Here is a 14,642-nt window from a genome sequence, read left to right on the forward strand (position 1 = left end):
CGTTACAGCATGTTGTTGTTCCAGGTTGATTTTAATACTGTTCAAATAGTCCTTCGTTGTGCTGTTCATTGGCGTTGGGTGTGAACACCACCCGGTCGCGCCCGCTTTGTTTCGCGCGATATAGTGCGGCATCGGCAATTTCGAAGATGGCCTTGCGGTTGTCGTTGCTGCAACCTGCCGCAATCCATGTGGCCCCGATGGAAATAGTTACGCCAAGGGTTTTACCCTCGCTGGTGTTGATCGGTGTATTGCGCAGGATATTGCAAAGTTTTTCAGCAATTTTCGGGGTCGTTTCGCGCGTGATACCGGGAATGACACAGACAAATTCCTCGCCGCCGACACGTGCAATGATGTCATTTTCGCGCAAATGATTTTTGAGCATCCCGGCAATGCTGATGATGACCTCATCGCCAATCAGATGTCCGTGCGTATCATTGACGCATTTGAAATGATCGATATCACATAACAAAATCCCGCAGGGTTCGGTCAATGGCACGCCTTCGGGGGCGAGTTCACGATCAAGTATCTCATCAAGCCCGCGCCGGTTCCAAAGCCCGGTCATCGGATCGATCATGCTTTGACGAACCGCTTCATCAAGGCTTTGCATCAACCGTTTCTGGCTGAATTGTGCAAACCGCAGCAACAGAACCATATCGACCAGATAGGCAAGGTCCTTGAGGTTATCGATATCGCGCTGGCTCATTTCGCGCGGTTTGTCGTCAAAAATGCAAAGTGTCCCGACCGGTTGTCCTTCGTGATGATGCACTGGCATCCCGGCGTAAAAAATCACTGGCGTATCGCAGATCACCAACGGATTGTCGGAAAAACGGGGATCGATCCGGGCATCCTTGATCACCATCGGCTCGGTCTGGGTGATTGCATGCCCGCAGAACGAAATATCGCGGCGGCTTTCCAGCTTTTCGAAATTGGCCCGGGATTTGAAAATCTGTCGGTCATGATCGATTACCGTCATCGTGGCCGATTTGACGTCAAATATCCGTTTGGCAAGTGACGTGATGCGATCAAGTTCGGGTTCGGCATCAAAAGTCGCGATACGCATGCGCGTGATGATGCCCTGACGTTCGGCTTCGTTATGCGGTATTGGTGCAAGTTCCATCCAGATCCCCGACCATGCTGCTGCCTTTTAAGTGGGAAGCCGACAGGGGATTTCCAGATGGGCCAGTCCCGATTAACCAGGATAATCAGTCAACAATAACCGTATCGCCCACCCGGATCGCACCGGGTTCAATCGCACGGCATGTAACCCCGCCCCGCCAGTCCGGTGTCAGGGCCTTTTCAAGGCCCGGTGCTGCGGCTTCCATCCGGTTGCACGGATCGGTTTCGCCGGTGATTTCAAGGACCAGTTCCCCTATCCGGATGCGCGTACCGGGCGTTTGCGGCAATTTCACACCTCGTACCAGCAGATTGGCGCGCCGCGTGGTCCAGGGCAAATCCATACGGTCAATTTCACCGCAGGCCGCTTGCCAGTCTTCCTCAGTCAAGACCGTGATCTGGCGTTTGCGAAGCTTGCCGCGATAATCGCCATCAACCCCAAAATCAAGACTGACAGAAACACCATCAAGCGTTTCCATTGGCGCACGTGAACGGGCCTTTCGCGCGATACCAATCAGGGTGGCGGTCATGACAATCTCCGTCTTTGATCCGATTAACGTGGGGGAATGACGTCTTCGCCGATCAGGTCTTCCATTGGCCCGATACAACCCAGCGACCGGCAAAGTTTTCCGGCACAAGAATGGTCTGGCGGGGCGTCGCGCTGTCATCACGTTCCGGATAATCGGTGGTGTAATGCAGGCCGCGGCTTTCATGGCGCCAAAGGGCCGACTGGATGATCAGCTTGGCAACCACCGAAAGGTTACGCAACTCAAGCAGGTCATTGGTCACACGGAAATTGCCGTAATATTCGTCAATCTCCGACAGCAACAGATCAATGCGATGCTGCGCGCGTTGCAGACGTTTGGTCGTGCGCACGATGCCGACAAAGTCCCACATCACGTTGCGCAACTGTTCCCAGTTATGGGCGACAATGACTTCCTCGTCGGAATCGGTAATCCCGGTTTCATCCCAGTCCGGCAGGTCCTTGAACCGGTCATCGACCGGAAGGGCTTCGACAATGTCGCGTGCTGCGGCCTCGCCAAATACCAGGCATTCCAGAAGCGAATTTGACGCCAGCCGGTTCGCCCCGTGAAGGCCCGTGCCTGCACATTCACCAATCGCATAAAGCCCGGTCAGATCGGTGCGGCCGCGAAGATCGGTCAAAACCCCGCCGCATGTATAATGTGCTGCCGGAACAACCGGGATCGGCTGTTTGGTCATGTCGATGCCGTACGACAGGCAGGTTTCATGGATGGTCGGGAAATGCTCCCGGATGAAATCCTCGCCCTTGTGCGTGATATCAAGGTACACGCAATCCGCACCCAGCCGCTTCATTTCATGGTCAATCGCGCGCGCAACAATATCGCGCGGGGCCAGTTCGCCGCGTTCGTCAAACCGGTCCATGAAACGCGTGCCATCGGCCAGCAGCAATTTGCCGCCTTCGCCGCGCACGGCCTCGGTAATCAGGAATGATTTGGCCTGCGGATGATACAGGCAGGTCGGGTGAAACTGGCTGAATTCCATATTCATCACCCGGCAACCCGCACGCCATGCCATGGCAATGCCATCGCCCGTCGATCCGTCCGGGTTGGACGTAAACCGGTACACCTTGCTGGCCCCCCCGGTGGCAAGCACCACGGTACGCGCATTGAACGACCGGACCTTGCCCGTTGTCAGATCAAGCGCATAGGCCCCGATGCACCGGCGGCCTTCACCGCCAAGCTTACGGTCGGTCACCAGATCAATCGCAAGGTAATTTTCAAAAATCCTGATGTTCGGATGTTTGGCGGCCTCACCCTGCAAGGTGGTCTGTACCGCCCGCCCGGTGGCATCGGCGGCATGAACAATGCGGCGATGGCTATGCCCGCCTTCCCGTGTCAGGTGAAACGGCTGATCATTGCCGCCTTCCGGATCACGCGTCAACTGAATGCCAAGATCATCCAGCCATTTGATGGCATTGGGCGCGTTGCGTGCGACAAATTCAACAGTGTCGCGTTTGCACAATCCGGCACCGGCAACAAGTGTGTCTTCGACATGGTTTTCGATGCTGTCGGCGGCATCAAGCACGGCGGCAATTCCGCCCTGTGCCCAGTTGGTCGAACCGTCATCGATCTTGCCTTTCGACAGGACGGCAACCTTGACATGCGGAGCAAGCTTGAGTGCGGTGGACAAACCGGCAGCGCCACTGCCGATGACAAGCACATCATAATGGAAGGACAGATCGGTCATGATATCCCATCGCTTGTGAAGCAAGGCGACGGATGGCATCTGGCGCGGTGGCGTCATCATCCGGGGCCCGAACAGAAGCGGCAGAATAGGACTGCTTTGGGCGAAGCTCAAACATTATCGTCGCAATATTGCCCGCAATAACATCGATATTGCCACAAGCCATGCTTGCATGATGCCCGAATTGGTCCAGATACTGTTTAACAAGACAGCATCTGTAACCAGGCTGCGTTCCGCCTGCCCGATCAGAAGAGGAAGGTTTGATGAGCACATCGACACCAGCGCTAAGCACGATGACCGGCGGTTGCCATTGCGGCGAAGTTCGTTATGAAGTGCGCGGCAAACTGCATGACGCCAAAATGTGCCATTGTGGCCTGTGCCGCAAACTGCACGGTCATGTCAGTTCCTATGCCCGGGTGGAAAAGGATGCACTGCATCTAACCCGTGACGAAGGATTGCGCTGGTATCGCCTTTCTGATCAAAGCGACCGGGGCTTTTGCAAGGAATGCGGATCATCGCTGTTCTGGCGTCCCGTCCGGTCGCAGGAAGTCGCAATCACCCCTGGCACGCTTGACGGCGCATCAGGCATATCGACATCCGCCCAGATGTTTTGCAAGGACAAGGGCGATTATTACCCGATTGATGCGGCTATCCCCGCCTATGACGGGGATGATCAGGACTGATTGACTTGCAATCAGTCCTGATCTGTAACACCGGGGACCTTCATCCAGGTCAGTTCGTGCTTGTTGTTGTATAGATGCACGACCTTTGACCCGGGAATATCGGCAAACTGGGTAATGGCGGCGTAATCTGTGTCGCCCTGCAGCTTGATGGTGCAGATGAAATTGGTTGCCATACCGGCATCCATCCACTGATTGACCAGCTGGAACAGCCGGTCCGGATAACAGATCACATCCGAACACAGCCAGTCGATATAACCGATTTCTTCGGGGTTAAGTCCGAACGCGCTTTCCTGTCGGAAATCAACACGCGGCAGGGTGGCGATTTTCGGATCAAGACGGGCCTTGTCGATGCTGATCACATCGGTGCCGAATTCATGCAAAACCCATGTCCATCCGCCGGGGCTGCCGCCCAGATCCATCGTGCGGTCGCCAACTTCGGGTCCAACGCCAAGACGGGTGAAGGCTTCCCAAAGTTTCAGATAGGCACGGTTGGGCGGGGTGGTCTTGTCTTCTTCAAACTCGACCTCGCCATTTTTCCACGGGCTGGAACAATCCATCGATGCGATGATCGTATCGGGATCGATCAATGTCCATGACCCCAGCGGGGCGGTCGGGGCCGGTTCGCCAAAGACCTGTCGTTTGGCTGATACATGCGGCAAGTTGGCTTCGATCAGTTTCGCGCGCGAAAAATGATCGAACTTGAACATGGCCCAGTTGCGCTGATTGAATTTCAGGATTTTGGCCGCACCCTTGATCGACGGGATCGCCATTCGGACCGGATTGCGCCAGACATTCTGCGCCCAGAAGACACGGCGTTCGGGGCCGGGGGCAAACATCAGCCGGTCATGGTTTTCGATCACGTCGCCAAGTTCGGCGCGCAACTGATCTTCAAAGCCGACAGGGGCCAGATAGCCGGTCGCATCCATCGGCTCAATGACCGCATCGATGCCATCGGGGATGTCAAAAGTCTGGAGGGTGTTTGTGTCCTGTTTCATAGGGCTGCTTTTACCGCGCTTTATCAGCCGGTAAAAGCAGCAAATTGTCGGTGTCGGAAAAGCCGACCCAAGTCGGATTTATTGCAGGACAGGACGGGCAAACACGCTTTGTACCGGGCGATTGTTTGGCCCGTGCTGCGTACCGGCAAATGCCGCCAGTTGGGTTTCTGAAATCGTTTGCGGCTGTTTCTGAACAAGCCACGTGACGCCTTCGCTGCATGGCGGTGTCGTCAGCGATCCGTTGAAACGATAATAATCGCGGTCTTCCGCCAATATGCTGGCGATGGTCGTGTTGTCCGGTGTGGCTTCGCTGTCACCAGCTTTTTGCGGCATGTTTGCCCAGAACGAAGCCAGTGCGGTATTTTCGGCACCGATGTCATACATGATTGCAACCACGGCAAGGTTCCCGTCTTGGTCGGCATGCACCAGATGTGCTTCAAGCGCAAAGGACTTGCCGCCGATATGGTTCTCGCTCGGGGCGTGGAAATGCATCTGGATCAGGTCAAACCGATGCTCGTTCAGGGTGATATAGGCCCCCGAATTCATGTTGATTTGGATCGTATGGCCGTTATTGACGATTTCCCTGGCGGTGACGTCGTAATGGAAATCGATTGGCGGTAAATCCGCATCGATATTGTTTGCAAGATTGATCGGGCTTTGGTTTTTGCCGGACCCGCAAAGCTGATAGGCGGGATCAAGTGTCGACCAGTACTCTGGCGCACCGGAACCGTCATATCCCCATTTCGAATGGGTCTGTTCTGCGGGTACAGAGGAACAGCCTGCCAACAAAAGTGAAAATGCCAGCAAGCCGGTCGGGGAAATTGCTTTTCGCATGCTGCGATCCTGTCTGAGAGAAGGTGCCGTGCCATGGCATCGAAAGAATATGATCATTCTTTCGTGTGCAGATATTATCCCAGTTTTGAAAAATACCAGCTTATCGCATTGCTTTATTTATTTGAAATCGATCAGTCGTTCGAATGCAGGAACCGTTTTCCGGGCGTGAAAAAGGGCAAGCAACCTGTGGCTACTTGCCCGTAAATCTTCGAAAGTCGATGATCAGAACTTGTCGGCCTGAACCAGACCGTCGATCAGAAGCACCTTGGTGGCGTCACCCTTGATGCCGAAATCGTTGTCATTGATCAGGGCCAGTGCACCGTCGCCCATAACCGCAAGACCTTCGATCTTGGTCGGGGCCATCGGGTAATCGGCACTGTCAAAACGAAGCGTTTTGACAACTGCCTTCAGGTCAAGCTTCGACAGGTTGTTCTCCTGTTCAAGCGACGGGTTGGTCGACATATCGTCCCAGCGCGATGCCAGAATGTTTGATGCACCATCCAGTTTGACTTCATGCAGCTTGGTGGTGCCATCGGTCCGTTCCAGAACCAGCAGGCGGTCATCACCAAGTGCCATGACTTCGGAAATGCGCGGTGCGTTCTGTTTGTCGGATGGATCGTTGCGGAAGGTCTGCGGATCATCCAGCTGATAGATATATTCGCCGGCAAGTTCGCCCTTCATGCGGTCATACACGAACAGGCGGGTGTTCTTTGCCTTTTTGTAGGCATCTGCATTCGGGTTGGCCAGCGGGTTCTGAACCATGAAATACAGTTTGCTTTCATCGGGCGATACGGCCATCGATTCAATGCCGCGGTTGGTCTGGCGGGTCACAAGGATCGCCGGAAGACCGCCGGTGATCTTATAGGCCGCACCTTCGAAATCCTTTTCCGAACCTGCTGGAACGATACGTTCATTGACCGTACCGTCGGCGGCAACATGCAGGATCGACGGACCGTTTTCTTCACCGATCCAGTACGAACCATCCGACAGGCGAATGATGCCTTCGGCGTCAATTGCCGACACCGACTGTGCCAGTTCCTTGCCATTGGCATCGACCGGCTTTTCGGTTTTGGCAACCGACAGCTTGTTGGTCAAACCGGTGAGGGGCACGCCATTCTGGTCCTTAAGCGCGATAACGTCCTTGACGTCAAAGCTGCCGTTATCGTTCAGGAAAATGGTATAGATCGACGGCGAATAATCAGGCGTCGGATAGACGCGCACCTTGCGGCCCTGACAAACGACGTCTTCGGAGACGCCAAGAATGTCCTGCACATCACCGCAAACAAAGTTCGGGCCACGGTCGGAAACGGCATAGAACATATTGGACGGATCACCCGGACGGCGATAGGCCCCCGAACCGAAACCAACCGTCAGGTCGCGTGCCTTGCCGCCATCCACCATGACAGTCGACAGATTGTTAATCGGACTTTTGGTTTCGAAAACCTTGACGTCACCCGCCATTGACGTTGTCGCAAGAAGCATGGCCGCAATACCGGCAAAACCGGCTGCAATCGTCCGTTTCATGGTGTGATCCCCCACATCGTGTAATCCATACGAAGAAACGCCCGAACCCGGTTATGCATCGGTTCAGGCGCAAGTGATGAGGATCACATTAGAATTTTACTGTGACAGTTTGTTTGCGTTTGCGGGTCGTTTCCGTGAAACAACAGAAAGTCGTAACCTCTCGCCGTAAAGCAGCGGGCTGTTTACCAGAAATCCTCGCGCCGGACGGTAAATGTTTCCGCGACACTGGCATATTCGTGATAGCCCAGACGTGCCAGCGGCTCGAACAGGGTGACATCGACCATGCCGTCACGGATGATTGCATCATCAATATGCAGACCGACCACTGTACCGATCACCATCGCGTTTTTGCTTTGCGGGGTGGGGCCGGGCAGATCGACAATCTGGAATACCTTGCATTCCATATGGATTGGCACTCCCTTGATCCGATGGGCGGCGACCGTTTGACCCGGTTCCTTTTCTAGACCGGCATAATCAAATTCGTCCTGTTCGGGCGGAAGCGGTGCCGAACAGAAATTGATTTCGCGCAGCATAGCGCGTGGGGCGACGGCGGCAATAAATTCACCGGTTTCACGCGCGTTGTTCAGACTGTCAATCGATCCGCCAGATGCAAACATGACCATCGGCGGATTGCCGCAGACTGCATTGAAAAACGAATAGGGGGCCAGATTGGCGCACCCCTGTTTATCGACCGTCGAAATCCAGCCAATCGGGCGTGGGGCCACACAGGCCTTGAACGGATCATGCGGCAGGTTATGTGGCGTTTTGCCCGGTTCGTAAAACATGGTGGTTCTCGATAATGTGCGTTGACCCCCATCATATGGGGTGTAACGGCGAATGGATCACGTGACGAAATCGTTTCACGTGTGCGATTTGCTATTTCCCCGGGGCATAATCATCGCCGCGCACCGTTTCCGGCCGTTCCGAAAGATGCAGGCGGGTTTGCTGTAACGGGGTTTCGGCGATGATGTTGCCGCGCCGAATGACATAAAGCCGGTTGGCGCGAAGCCGGATGGCTTCGATCGTATCGCGGGCCTGTAACACGACGAAATCGGCATTGTTGCCAACCGCAATCCCGTATCCTTCAAGCCCCATGATTTTTGCCGGTTCGGTTGTCACCGCGTCAAAACAGGCCCGGATATCATCGCGTGACGTCATCTGTGCGACATGAAGCCCCATCGATGCGACTTCAAGCATATCGCCCGATCCCATCGAATACCATGGGTCCATCACGCAATCATGGCCAAACGCCACGGTAAGCCCTGCCTTGCGCAATTCCGGCACGCGCGTCATGCCGCGACGTTTGGGATATGTATCGTGGCGGCCCTGAAGGGTGATGTTGATCAATGGGTTGGCAATCGCGCTGACCTCGGCCTCGGTCATCAGGGCGATCAGTTTCGAGACGTAATAATTATCCATCGAATGCATCGATGTCAGATGCGACCCGGCAACGCGCCCCTGAAGGCCAAGGCGCTGCGTTTCATAAGCCAGCATTTCTATATGACGCGATAGTGGGTCATCGGTTTCATCGCAATGCATATCAACCCGGAGGCCGCGTTTGGCCGCCATTTCGCAAAGTTCGGTAATGCTTTGCGCGCCGTCTGCCATGGTGCGTTCGAAATGCGGGATGCCGCCGACAACATCGACCCCTTTATCCAGTGCGCGAATGACATTCTGCTTTGCCGTCGGGCTGCGCAGATAGCCATCCTGGGGAAACGCCACCAGTTGTAGGTCGATATAGGGGGCGACCTGTTTTTTGACCTCAAGCAACGCATCAACCGCCAGTAGACGGTCATCGCAGACATCAACATGCGTTCGGATGGCAAGCAGGCCCTTCGATACGGCCAGATCGCAGTAACGAAGTGCGCGTTCAATCACCGCCTCGATGGTCAAAATCGGCTTAAGTTCGCCCCAAAGCGCGATGCCTTCCAGCAGCGTGCCCGACTCATTCATCCTTGGCAGGCCCAGCGACAGGGTGGCATCCATGTGGAAATGGCTATCGACAAAGGGCGGGCTGACCAGCATCCCGTCGCAATCGATTTCCTCGGCCGCCAGGATCAGCAATTTCGGCCCGATTTCGATGATCTTGCCATTCTTGCAGGCGATATCAACACCGGTGTGGCCATCAGGCAGATTGGCATTTTTAAGGATCAGATCGGCTTGCATGGCGGCGTCCTTCGGTAATGGGATATTTTAATCATCAGGCTATTTGTTTCGGGTCGAAAATCAACGCTGTCCCTTGAACCACGGCACCAGCAATGCCTTGGGATAATCGGCCTTGCGCGCCACAATGATCAGGGCGGCAATCGATAGCAGATAGGGCATCATCAGGAAAACCTGCGATGGCAGAAACGCGCCAACTTCGGTTTGCAGGCGGACCTGAAACGCATCAAACGCACCAAACAGCAACGCGCCCAGCAATGCCTTGCCCGGTCGCCAGCTTGCAAACACCGTAAGCGCAATGCAAACCCAGCCACGGCCATTGATCATGCCAAAGAAAAACGCATCAAACGCCGACATGGTCAGAAACGCGCCGCCCAGCGCCATCAGACTCGATCCGGCAACCACGGCCCCGATGCGTAGCGCATAAACCGATAACCCTTGCGCCTCGACCGAGGACGGATTATCGCCAACCGCCCGGATCGCAAGGCCAAGCGGGGTGCGATACAAGACCCAGCCGGTGACAAACACCATGACAAGCGCCAGCATTGTAAGAGCCGTTTGCGAAAACAGCGCCGGGCCGATAAACGGCAAATCCGACAGGATCGGAATATCAAGCGGCTGGAACGGAATGATCCGCGGCGGTGACGACACATCGGGCAATGCCGTGCGATAGGTAAAATACGACAGGCTGGTCGCCAGCAGCGTTACCCCGATCCCCGACACATGCTGCGACAGGCCAAGCGGTACGGTCAGGATTGCGTGGATCAGGCCGAAAAACCCACCGGCCAAGGCGGCAACCAGAACGCCGCCCCACAATCCGGCACCCAGCCAGACCGCCATCCATCCGGCCATCGCCCCGGCTGTAAAAATCCCCTCGATGCCAAGGTTAAGAACTCCGGCGCGCTCACAAATCAGCGCGCCCAGCACCCCGAAAATCAGCGGGGTGGCAATACGAAGCGCTGCGGACCAGAAATTTGCGGTCAAAAGGATGTCGATGATTTCCATTTTCTTTCCCCTTAACCTGCTGATTTCTGGCGTTCGAAATGGACCTTGAACCGGGTCAGAAATCCGCCAATCAGAACGCATAACAACGACATCGCGACAATCAGATCGGCCAGATAACTTGAAACGCCGATTGCGCGGCTCATGGAATCAGCACCGACAAAAACCGATGCCACAAACACGGCGGATATGATCACGCCAACCGGTGAAAGGCGGGCCAGCATTGCAACGACAATCCCGGCATAACCGTACCCCGGCGACAGATCGGTCGCGAGGTAACCCCGCGTTCCCGCGACTTCGGATACACCGGCAAGCCCGGCCAAACCGCCCGACAGCATCGCGACCAGTACCATGGTTTTGGTTACCGAAATTCCGGAAAATCTGGCTGCGGCGGCATTTTCACCGACCGCACGAATTTCAAATCCCCAGACGGTGCGTTTAACGAAAATCGCCAGCGCCACGGCGCAGGTCAGCGCGATCACCAGCCCCAGATGCACCCGCATCCGTTCGATCAGCGGCGGCAAAACAGCATTATCGATTACCGGTTCGGACTGTGGCCAGCCCATCGACATCGGGTCTTTTAGCGCACCTTCCAGCATCATCTGCACAAACAGAATGACGATGAAATTCAAAAGCAGGGTGGTGACAACCTCGTCCACCCCTAACCGCGTTTTCAAAAGCGTCGGCCCGATCAGCATCACCGCCCCGGCGAGCGCCCCGGCAATCAGCACCACCGGGATCATGATATAGCTTGGCCCGTCAATGACGCCCGATCCGATGGCAACGGCGGCCATGGCTCCCATGTAAAGCTGCCCCTCCGCCCCGATATTCCAAAGCTTGGCCCGAAACGCGATGGCGGCCGCCAACCCGGTCAGGATCAGCGGGGTCGCACGTGTCAGCATTTCCGAAATCGAAAACATCGATCCAAACGCGCCGCTTATCATCAGGTCATAGGCGTTTATGATCGGTGCTCCGGCAAGGGCAAGCGGGATCGCTGCCAGAAGAATGGCGATAGTTGCCGCCATGACGGGGACGCCATAAACCATGATTGCGGATGGATTGGTGCGGGGTTCAAACCAGATCACGCCGGGTCTCCTGATTTTGGGGCATTTTCATCGGTTTTTGCGCTGGCCTTTGTGCTGGGCTCAAATTTACCGGACCCGAAATCGGCATCGCTTTTTTTCTGTCCGGCCATCATCAGGCCAAGCTCTGATCGGTCAATATCGTTTGCCGCAATCCCGGCCGATACATGACCGGCATGGATCACCGCAATCTGATCGGACAGGGTCAGAAGTTCATCGAGATCCTCGGATATCAGAACCACCGCTGCCCCGCCTTCGCGCGCTTCAAGAAGCCGTCTATGGACTTCTGACTGCGCGCCAACGTCAAGCCCGCGCGATGGCTGGTTGGCAAGGATTAGTTTTGGTGATTTTTCAAGAACACGTGCAAGGATGAGTTTTTGAATATTCCCGCCAGATAGCAGGCGTGCGGGGGCGTCCGGGCCGGGGCAGCGCACATCGTAATCGGCAATGGCATGTTCGGCACGCTTGCGGATTGCCTCGAAGTCAAGGAAGCCGAACTTCTGATAATCGCGGGATCGGACATCTTCGATGACGATGTTTTCCGCCACCGTCATCGAGCCCACCATGCCATCATGATGGCGGTCTTCGGGGATACGCGCGATGCCGTTCTGGGCGAACTTGTGAGCATCGAATTTGGCAACTTTTTCACCAAAAATCTCGACTGTGCCACCATCGGGCCTATCCAGCCCGGCAATCAGTTGCGCCAACGCCGCCTGCCCGTTACCCGATACCCCGGCAATGCCAAGAATTTCGCCTTCGCGCGCCAGAAGGTTCACCCCATGCAGGGAACGTCTGGCATCGCCACGATCAATCGTTACATCCCGAAGCTCGATGATCGGCTTGCCCGGTACGCGTTCGCTTCGGCGGCTGCCCGGAACATCGCGGCCAACCATCAGTTCGGCAATCGAACGTCTGTCGGCCTGATCGGTTGCCATTTCGCCGACTTTTTTGCCGCCGCGCAGCACCGCGATGCGATGGGAAACCGCCAGAACCTCGGCCAGTTTATGGGCAATGATAATGACCGAAAGCCCGGTCGTGGCAAGCTTGCGAAGGATCGCAAAAAGGCTGTCTGCCTCCTGCGGCGTCAGAACCGCAGTTGGTTCATCCAGCACCAGCAAACGGGCATCGCGATAAAGAGCCTTGAGGATTTCAACGCGCTGCTTTTCGCCGACGGTCAGTTTATGAACCGGCTGATCCAGATCGACATTGAGACCCGATCCCGCCATCAGTTTTGACAGTTTGGCGCGTGCCTTGGTCCGGTCGCGGCGTAGGCGAAAAATCGGTTCTGTGCCAAGGACGATATTATCAAGGCCGCTTAGATTTTCGGCCAGTGTGAAATGCTGATGAACCATGCCGATCCCGGCATCAAGGGCCGCCTGCGGTGCGCCGGGTTCAAGCGGGGCAAGGATACCATCCGTCCCCGCGACCATCACGGTCCCCGTATCCGCAACATAATGGCCAAACAGGATATTCATCAGGGTGGTTTTGCCCGCACCGTTTTCGCCAAGCAGTGCAACGATTTCGCCCTTGTGCACATCAAGGTCGATGGCGTCATTGGCGATCAGCGGGCCGAATTTCTTGGTGATTGCAGCCAGTTGCAGCAGCAATTGCGGGGATGATTCCAAAGATGGGGTGGCAGCAGATGACATCCGGCTGATCCGTTAATATTTATGTGTCACGCCTTGGGCTATATTGGCGTATCGGGTGCATGGCTGGATCGCCTCGAAAAACGAAAGGCAGTCCGATGTTTAAACCGGACTGCCTGCAAAGTGGAAGAAATCTTACATGGAAGATTTCGGTTCTTCGTCATTCACCTTGACGGTAAAGCTGCCATCCAGAATTTCTGCCTGTTTGGTGTCAACTTCGGCAACAGTACCTTCGGGCAGAAGGGAGCTATCAAGAACGACGGTGCCGCCGCCCGGTGCCATATAGCTGAGTTTGCCGTAATCTTCGGCCTTGAATTCACCAGCTTTGACCGCTGCAATCGCATGATCCACCGTCGGCTCCATGTGCCAAAGGGCCGAACCCAGAATGGTGCCCGGATAGTCTGCCGCGGTATCGATCACGTTGCCAACAGCCAGAACGCCGCGTTCCTTCGCGGCATCCGAAACGCCAAAGCGTTCGGCATACATGACATCCGCACCCTTATCGATCATCGCAAAGGCGGCTTCTTTGGCTTTGGGCGGATCGTACCAACTGTTGATGAAGGTCACGGTAAATTCGACATCAGGATTGACCGATTTGGCACCTTCCATGAAGGCATTCATCAGGCGGTTGACTTCCGGAATGGCAAAACCGCCAACCATGCCGATTTTGTTCGATTTGGTCGCCTTGCCAGCTGCCATGCCAACAAGATAGCTTGGTTCATGGATATAGTTGTCAAAGACCGAGAAATTGTCGCCTTCGGGGCCGAAGCTTGAGCCCATCAGAAACGCGGTTTCGGGATAATCGGCGGCAACCTTGCGGGCCGCGCGTTCAACACCGAAAACTTCGCCCAGAATAAGGGCCGAGCCATTTTCGGCATATTCACGCATCACGCGTTCATAGTCGGTATTGGCGACGTTTTCGGAAAATTCATAGGTGATGTCGCCGCGTTCCTGAGCGGCATTCAGCGCCTTGTGGATACGCGAAACCCACTGCTGTTCGACCGGAACGGTGTAAATCGCCGAAACCTTGATCGGGTCGGCTGCCATTGCCGGTGCCGGTACGCCAAGGCCAAAAGATACCACCGCGGCTGCTGCGGCCATGGCCGATAGCATTGCGCGACGGGAAAGACGGAAAGTGCCAGACTTCATGATGTCCCCCTGCAGGTTATTGCCAATCTTGAAAATTCTATTTTTCTGCGTATTTGATATGCAGATTGTATACATGATCATAAGAAGGGCAAATGCAGAGTTGTCCAAACGGTCAAATTACCGTTTTCGGCTAAATTGCTGTAACGCAATTCACATCAGGATGTATTGAACTACGTGAATATACGGATGCGCGCGTTAGCTATCTGCGAATTCACATTTGAATTC

13 protein-coding genes are annotated in these 14,642 nt (G+C 55.3%); 1 reads left to right on the top strand and 12 read right to left on the bottom strand.

Annotation, left to right across the window (positions count from 1 at the left end; genetic code table 11):
- Nucleotides 1–31: 31 nt before the first annotated feature.
- From P8T57_RS11360 to nadB, 3 genes are all read right to left on the bottom strand, one after another.
- Nucleotides 32–1,117, bottom strand: a complete 1,086-nt coding sequence (locus P8T57_RS11360; protein WP_341363147.1) for a sensor domain-containing diguanylate cyclase — start codon at nucleotides 1,115–1,117, stop codon at nucleotides 32–34.
- An 85-nt stretch (nucleotides 1,118–1,202) separates the two neighbouring features.
- On the bottom strand, nucleotides 1,203–1,643 hold the full coding sequence (locus P8T57_RS11365) for an MOSC domain-containing protein (protein WP_341363148.1): 441 nt from the start codon (nucleotides 1,641–1,643) through the stop codon (nucleotides 1,203–1,205).
- Between the two features lie 52 nt (nucleotides 1,644–1,695).
- Nucleotides 1,696–3,342 (bottom strand): L-aspartate oxidase, encoded by a 1,647-nt coding sequence (gene nadB / locus P8T57_RS11370; protein WP_341363149.1) that lies wholly within the window; start codon nucleotides 3,340–3,342, stop codon nucleotides 1,696–1,698.
- 260 nt (nucleotides 3,343–3,602) lie between these two features.
- On the opposite strand from nadB, the gene P8T57_RS11375 reads away from it, so the two are divergent.
- Nucleotides 3,603–4,022: a GFA family protein gene (locus P8T57_RS11375; RefSeq protein WP_071240855.1), complete on the top strand. Its 420-nt coding sequence runs from the start codon at nucleotides 3,603–3,605 to the stop codon at nucleotides 4,020–4,022.
- 11 nt (nucleotides 4,023–4,033) lie between these two features.
- On the opposite strand, the gene P8T57_RS11380 is transcribed toward P8T57_RS11375, so the two are convergent.
- From P8T57_RS11380 to P8T57_RS11420, 9 genes are all read right to left on the bottom strand, one after another.
- Complete coding sequence (locus tag P8T57_RS11380) at nucleotides 4,034–5,017, bottom strand: SAM-dependent methyltransferase (RefSeq protein ID WP_341363150.1); 984 nt, start codon at nucleotides 5,015–5,017, stop codon at nucleotides 4,034–4,036.
- A gap of 78 nt (nucleotides 5,018–5,095) precedes the next feature.
- The gene (locus P8T57_RS11385) at nucleotides 5,096–5,851 is read right to left on the bottom strand and encodes a carbonic anhydrase family protein (protein ID WP_341363151.1); all 756 of its coding nucleotides are present in this window, start codon (nucleotides 5,849–5,851) and stop codon (nucleotides 5,096–5,098) included.
- Nucleotides 5,852–6,073: 222 nt separating this feature from the next.
- Complete coding sequence (locus P8T57_RS11390) at nucleotides 6,074–7,375, bottom strand: esterase-like activity of phytase family protein (RefSeq protein WP_341363152.1); 1,302 nt, start codon at nucleotides 7,373–7,375, stop codon at nucleotides 6,074–6,076.
- Nucleotides 7,376–7,557: 182 nt separating this feature from the next.
- Nucleotides 7,558–8,160 carry a flavin reductase family protein gene (locus P8T57_RS11395; RefSeq protein ID WP_063095333.1) on the bottom strand — a complete coding sequence of 201 codons (603 nt, stop codon included), beginning with the start codon at nucleotides 8,158–8,160 and terminating at the stop codon, nucleotides 7,558–7,560.
- Nucleotides 8,161–8,251: 91 nt separating this feature from the next.
- A complete protein-coding gene (locus P8T57_RS11400) occupies nucleotides 8,252–9,541 on the bottom strand; it encodes an amidohydrolase family protein (RefSeq protein ID WP_341363153.1) in 1,290 nt (429 codons plus the stop codon).
- 60 nt (nucleotides 9,542–9,601) lie between these two features.
- Nucleotides 9,602–10,543 carry an ABC transporter permease gene (locus P8T57_RS11405; protein ID WP_341363154.1) on the bottom strand — a complete coding sequence of 314 codons (942 nt, stop codon included), beginning with the start codon at nucleotides 10,541–10,543 and terminating at the stop codon, nucleotides 9,602–9,604.
- Between the two features lie 11 nt (nucleotides 10,544–10,554).
- Nucleotides 10,555–11,625 carry an ABC transporter permease gene (locus tag P8T57_RS11410; protein WP_341363155.1) on the bottom strand — a complete coding sequence of 357 codons (1,071 nt, stop codon included), beginning with the start codon at nucleotides 11,623–11,625 and terminating at the stop codon, nucleotides 10,555–10,557.
- Complete coding sequence (locus tag P8T57_RS11415; protein ID WP_341363156.1) at nucleotides 11,622–13,271, bottom strand: ABC transporter ATP-binding protein; 1,650 nt, start codon at nucleotides 13,269–13,271, stop codon at nucleotides 11,622–11,624. Before P8T57_RS11415 ends, P8T57_RS11410 begins: the two co-directional genes overlap by 4 nt.
- A 132-nt stretch (nucleotides 13,272–13,403) precedes the next feature.
- On the bottom strand, nucleotides 13,404–14,417 hold the full coding sequence (locus tag P8T57_RS11420) for a BMP family protein (protein WP_063095368.1): 1,014 nt from the start codon (nucleotides 14,415–14,417) through the stop codon (nucleotides 13,404–13,406).
- Nucleotides 14,418–14,642 lie beyond the last annotated feature (225 nt).

Origin of the sequence: Thalassospira sp. SN3W, assembly GCF_038070535.1 — a bacterium.
In the GTDB taxonomy this organism is placed as follows: domain Bacteria; phylum Pseudomonadota; class Alphaproteobacteria; order Rhodospirillales; family Thalassospiraceae; genus Thalassospira; species Thalassospira xiamenensis.

Excerpts from the sequence above, each read along its gene's own strand:
- P8T57_RS11360 (WP_341363147.1), bottom strand. The coding sequence starts at position 1,117 with ATGGAACTTGCACCAATACCGCATAACGAAGCCGAACGTCAGGGCATC.
- P8T57_RS11365 (WP_341363148.1), bottom strand. The coding sequence starts at position 1,643 with ATGACCGCCACCCTGATTGGTATCGCGCGAAAGGCCCGTTCACGTGCG.
- nadB (WP_341363149.1), bottom strand. The coding sequence starts at position 3,342 with ATGACCGATCTGTCCTTCCATTATGATGTGCTTGTCATCGGCAGTGGC.
- P8T57_RS11375 (WP_071240855.1), top strand. The coding sequence starts at position 3,603 with ATGAGCACATCGACACCAGCGCTAAGCACGATGACCGGCGGTTGCCAT.
- P8T57_RS11380 (WP_341363150.1), bottom strand. The coding sequence starts at position 5,017 with ATGAAACAGGACACAAACACCCTCCAGACTTTTGACATCCCCGATGGC.
- P8T57_RS11385 (WP_341363151.1), bottom strand. The coding sequence starts at position 5,851 with ATGCGAAAAGCAATTTCCCCGACCGGCTTGCTGGCATTTTCACTTTTG.
- P8T57_RS11390 (WP_341363152.1), bottom strand. The coding sequence starts at position 7,375 with ATGAAACGGACGATTGCAGCCGGTTTTGCCGGTATTGCGGCCATGCTT.
- P8T57_RS11395 (WP_063095333.1), bottom strand. The coding sequence starts at position 8,160 with ATGTTTTACGAACCGGGCAAAACGCCACATAACCTGCCGCATGATCCG.
- P8T57_RS11400 (WP_341363153.1), bottom strand. The coding sequence starts at position 9,541 with ATGCAAGCCGATCTGATCCTTAAAAATGCCAATCTGCCTGATGGCCAC.
- P8T57_RS11405 (WP_341363154.1), bottom strand. The coding sequence starts at position 10,543 with ATGGAAATCATCGACATCCTTTTGACCGCAAATTTCTGGTCCGCAGCG.
- P8T57_RS11415 (WP_341363156.1), bottom strand. The coding sequence starts at position 13,271 with ATGTCATCTGCTGCCACCCCATCTTTGGAATCATCCCCGCAATTGCTG.
- P8T57_RS11420 (WP_063095368.1), bottom strand. The coding sequence starts at position 14,417 with ATGAAGTCTGGCACTTTCCGTCTTTCCCGTCGCGCAATGCTATCGGCC.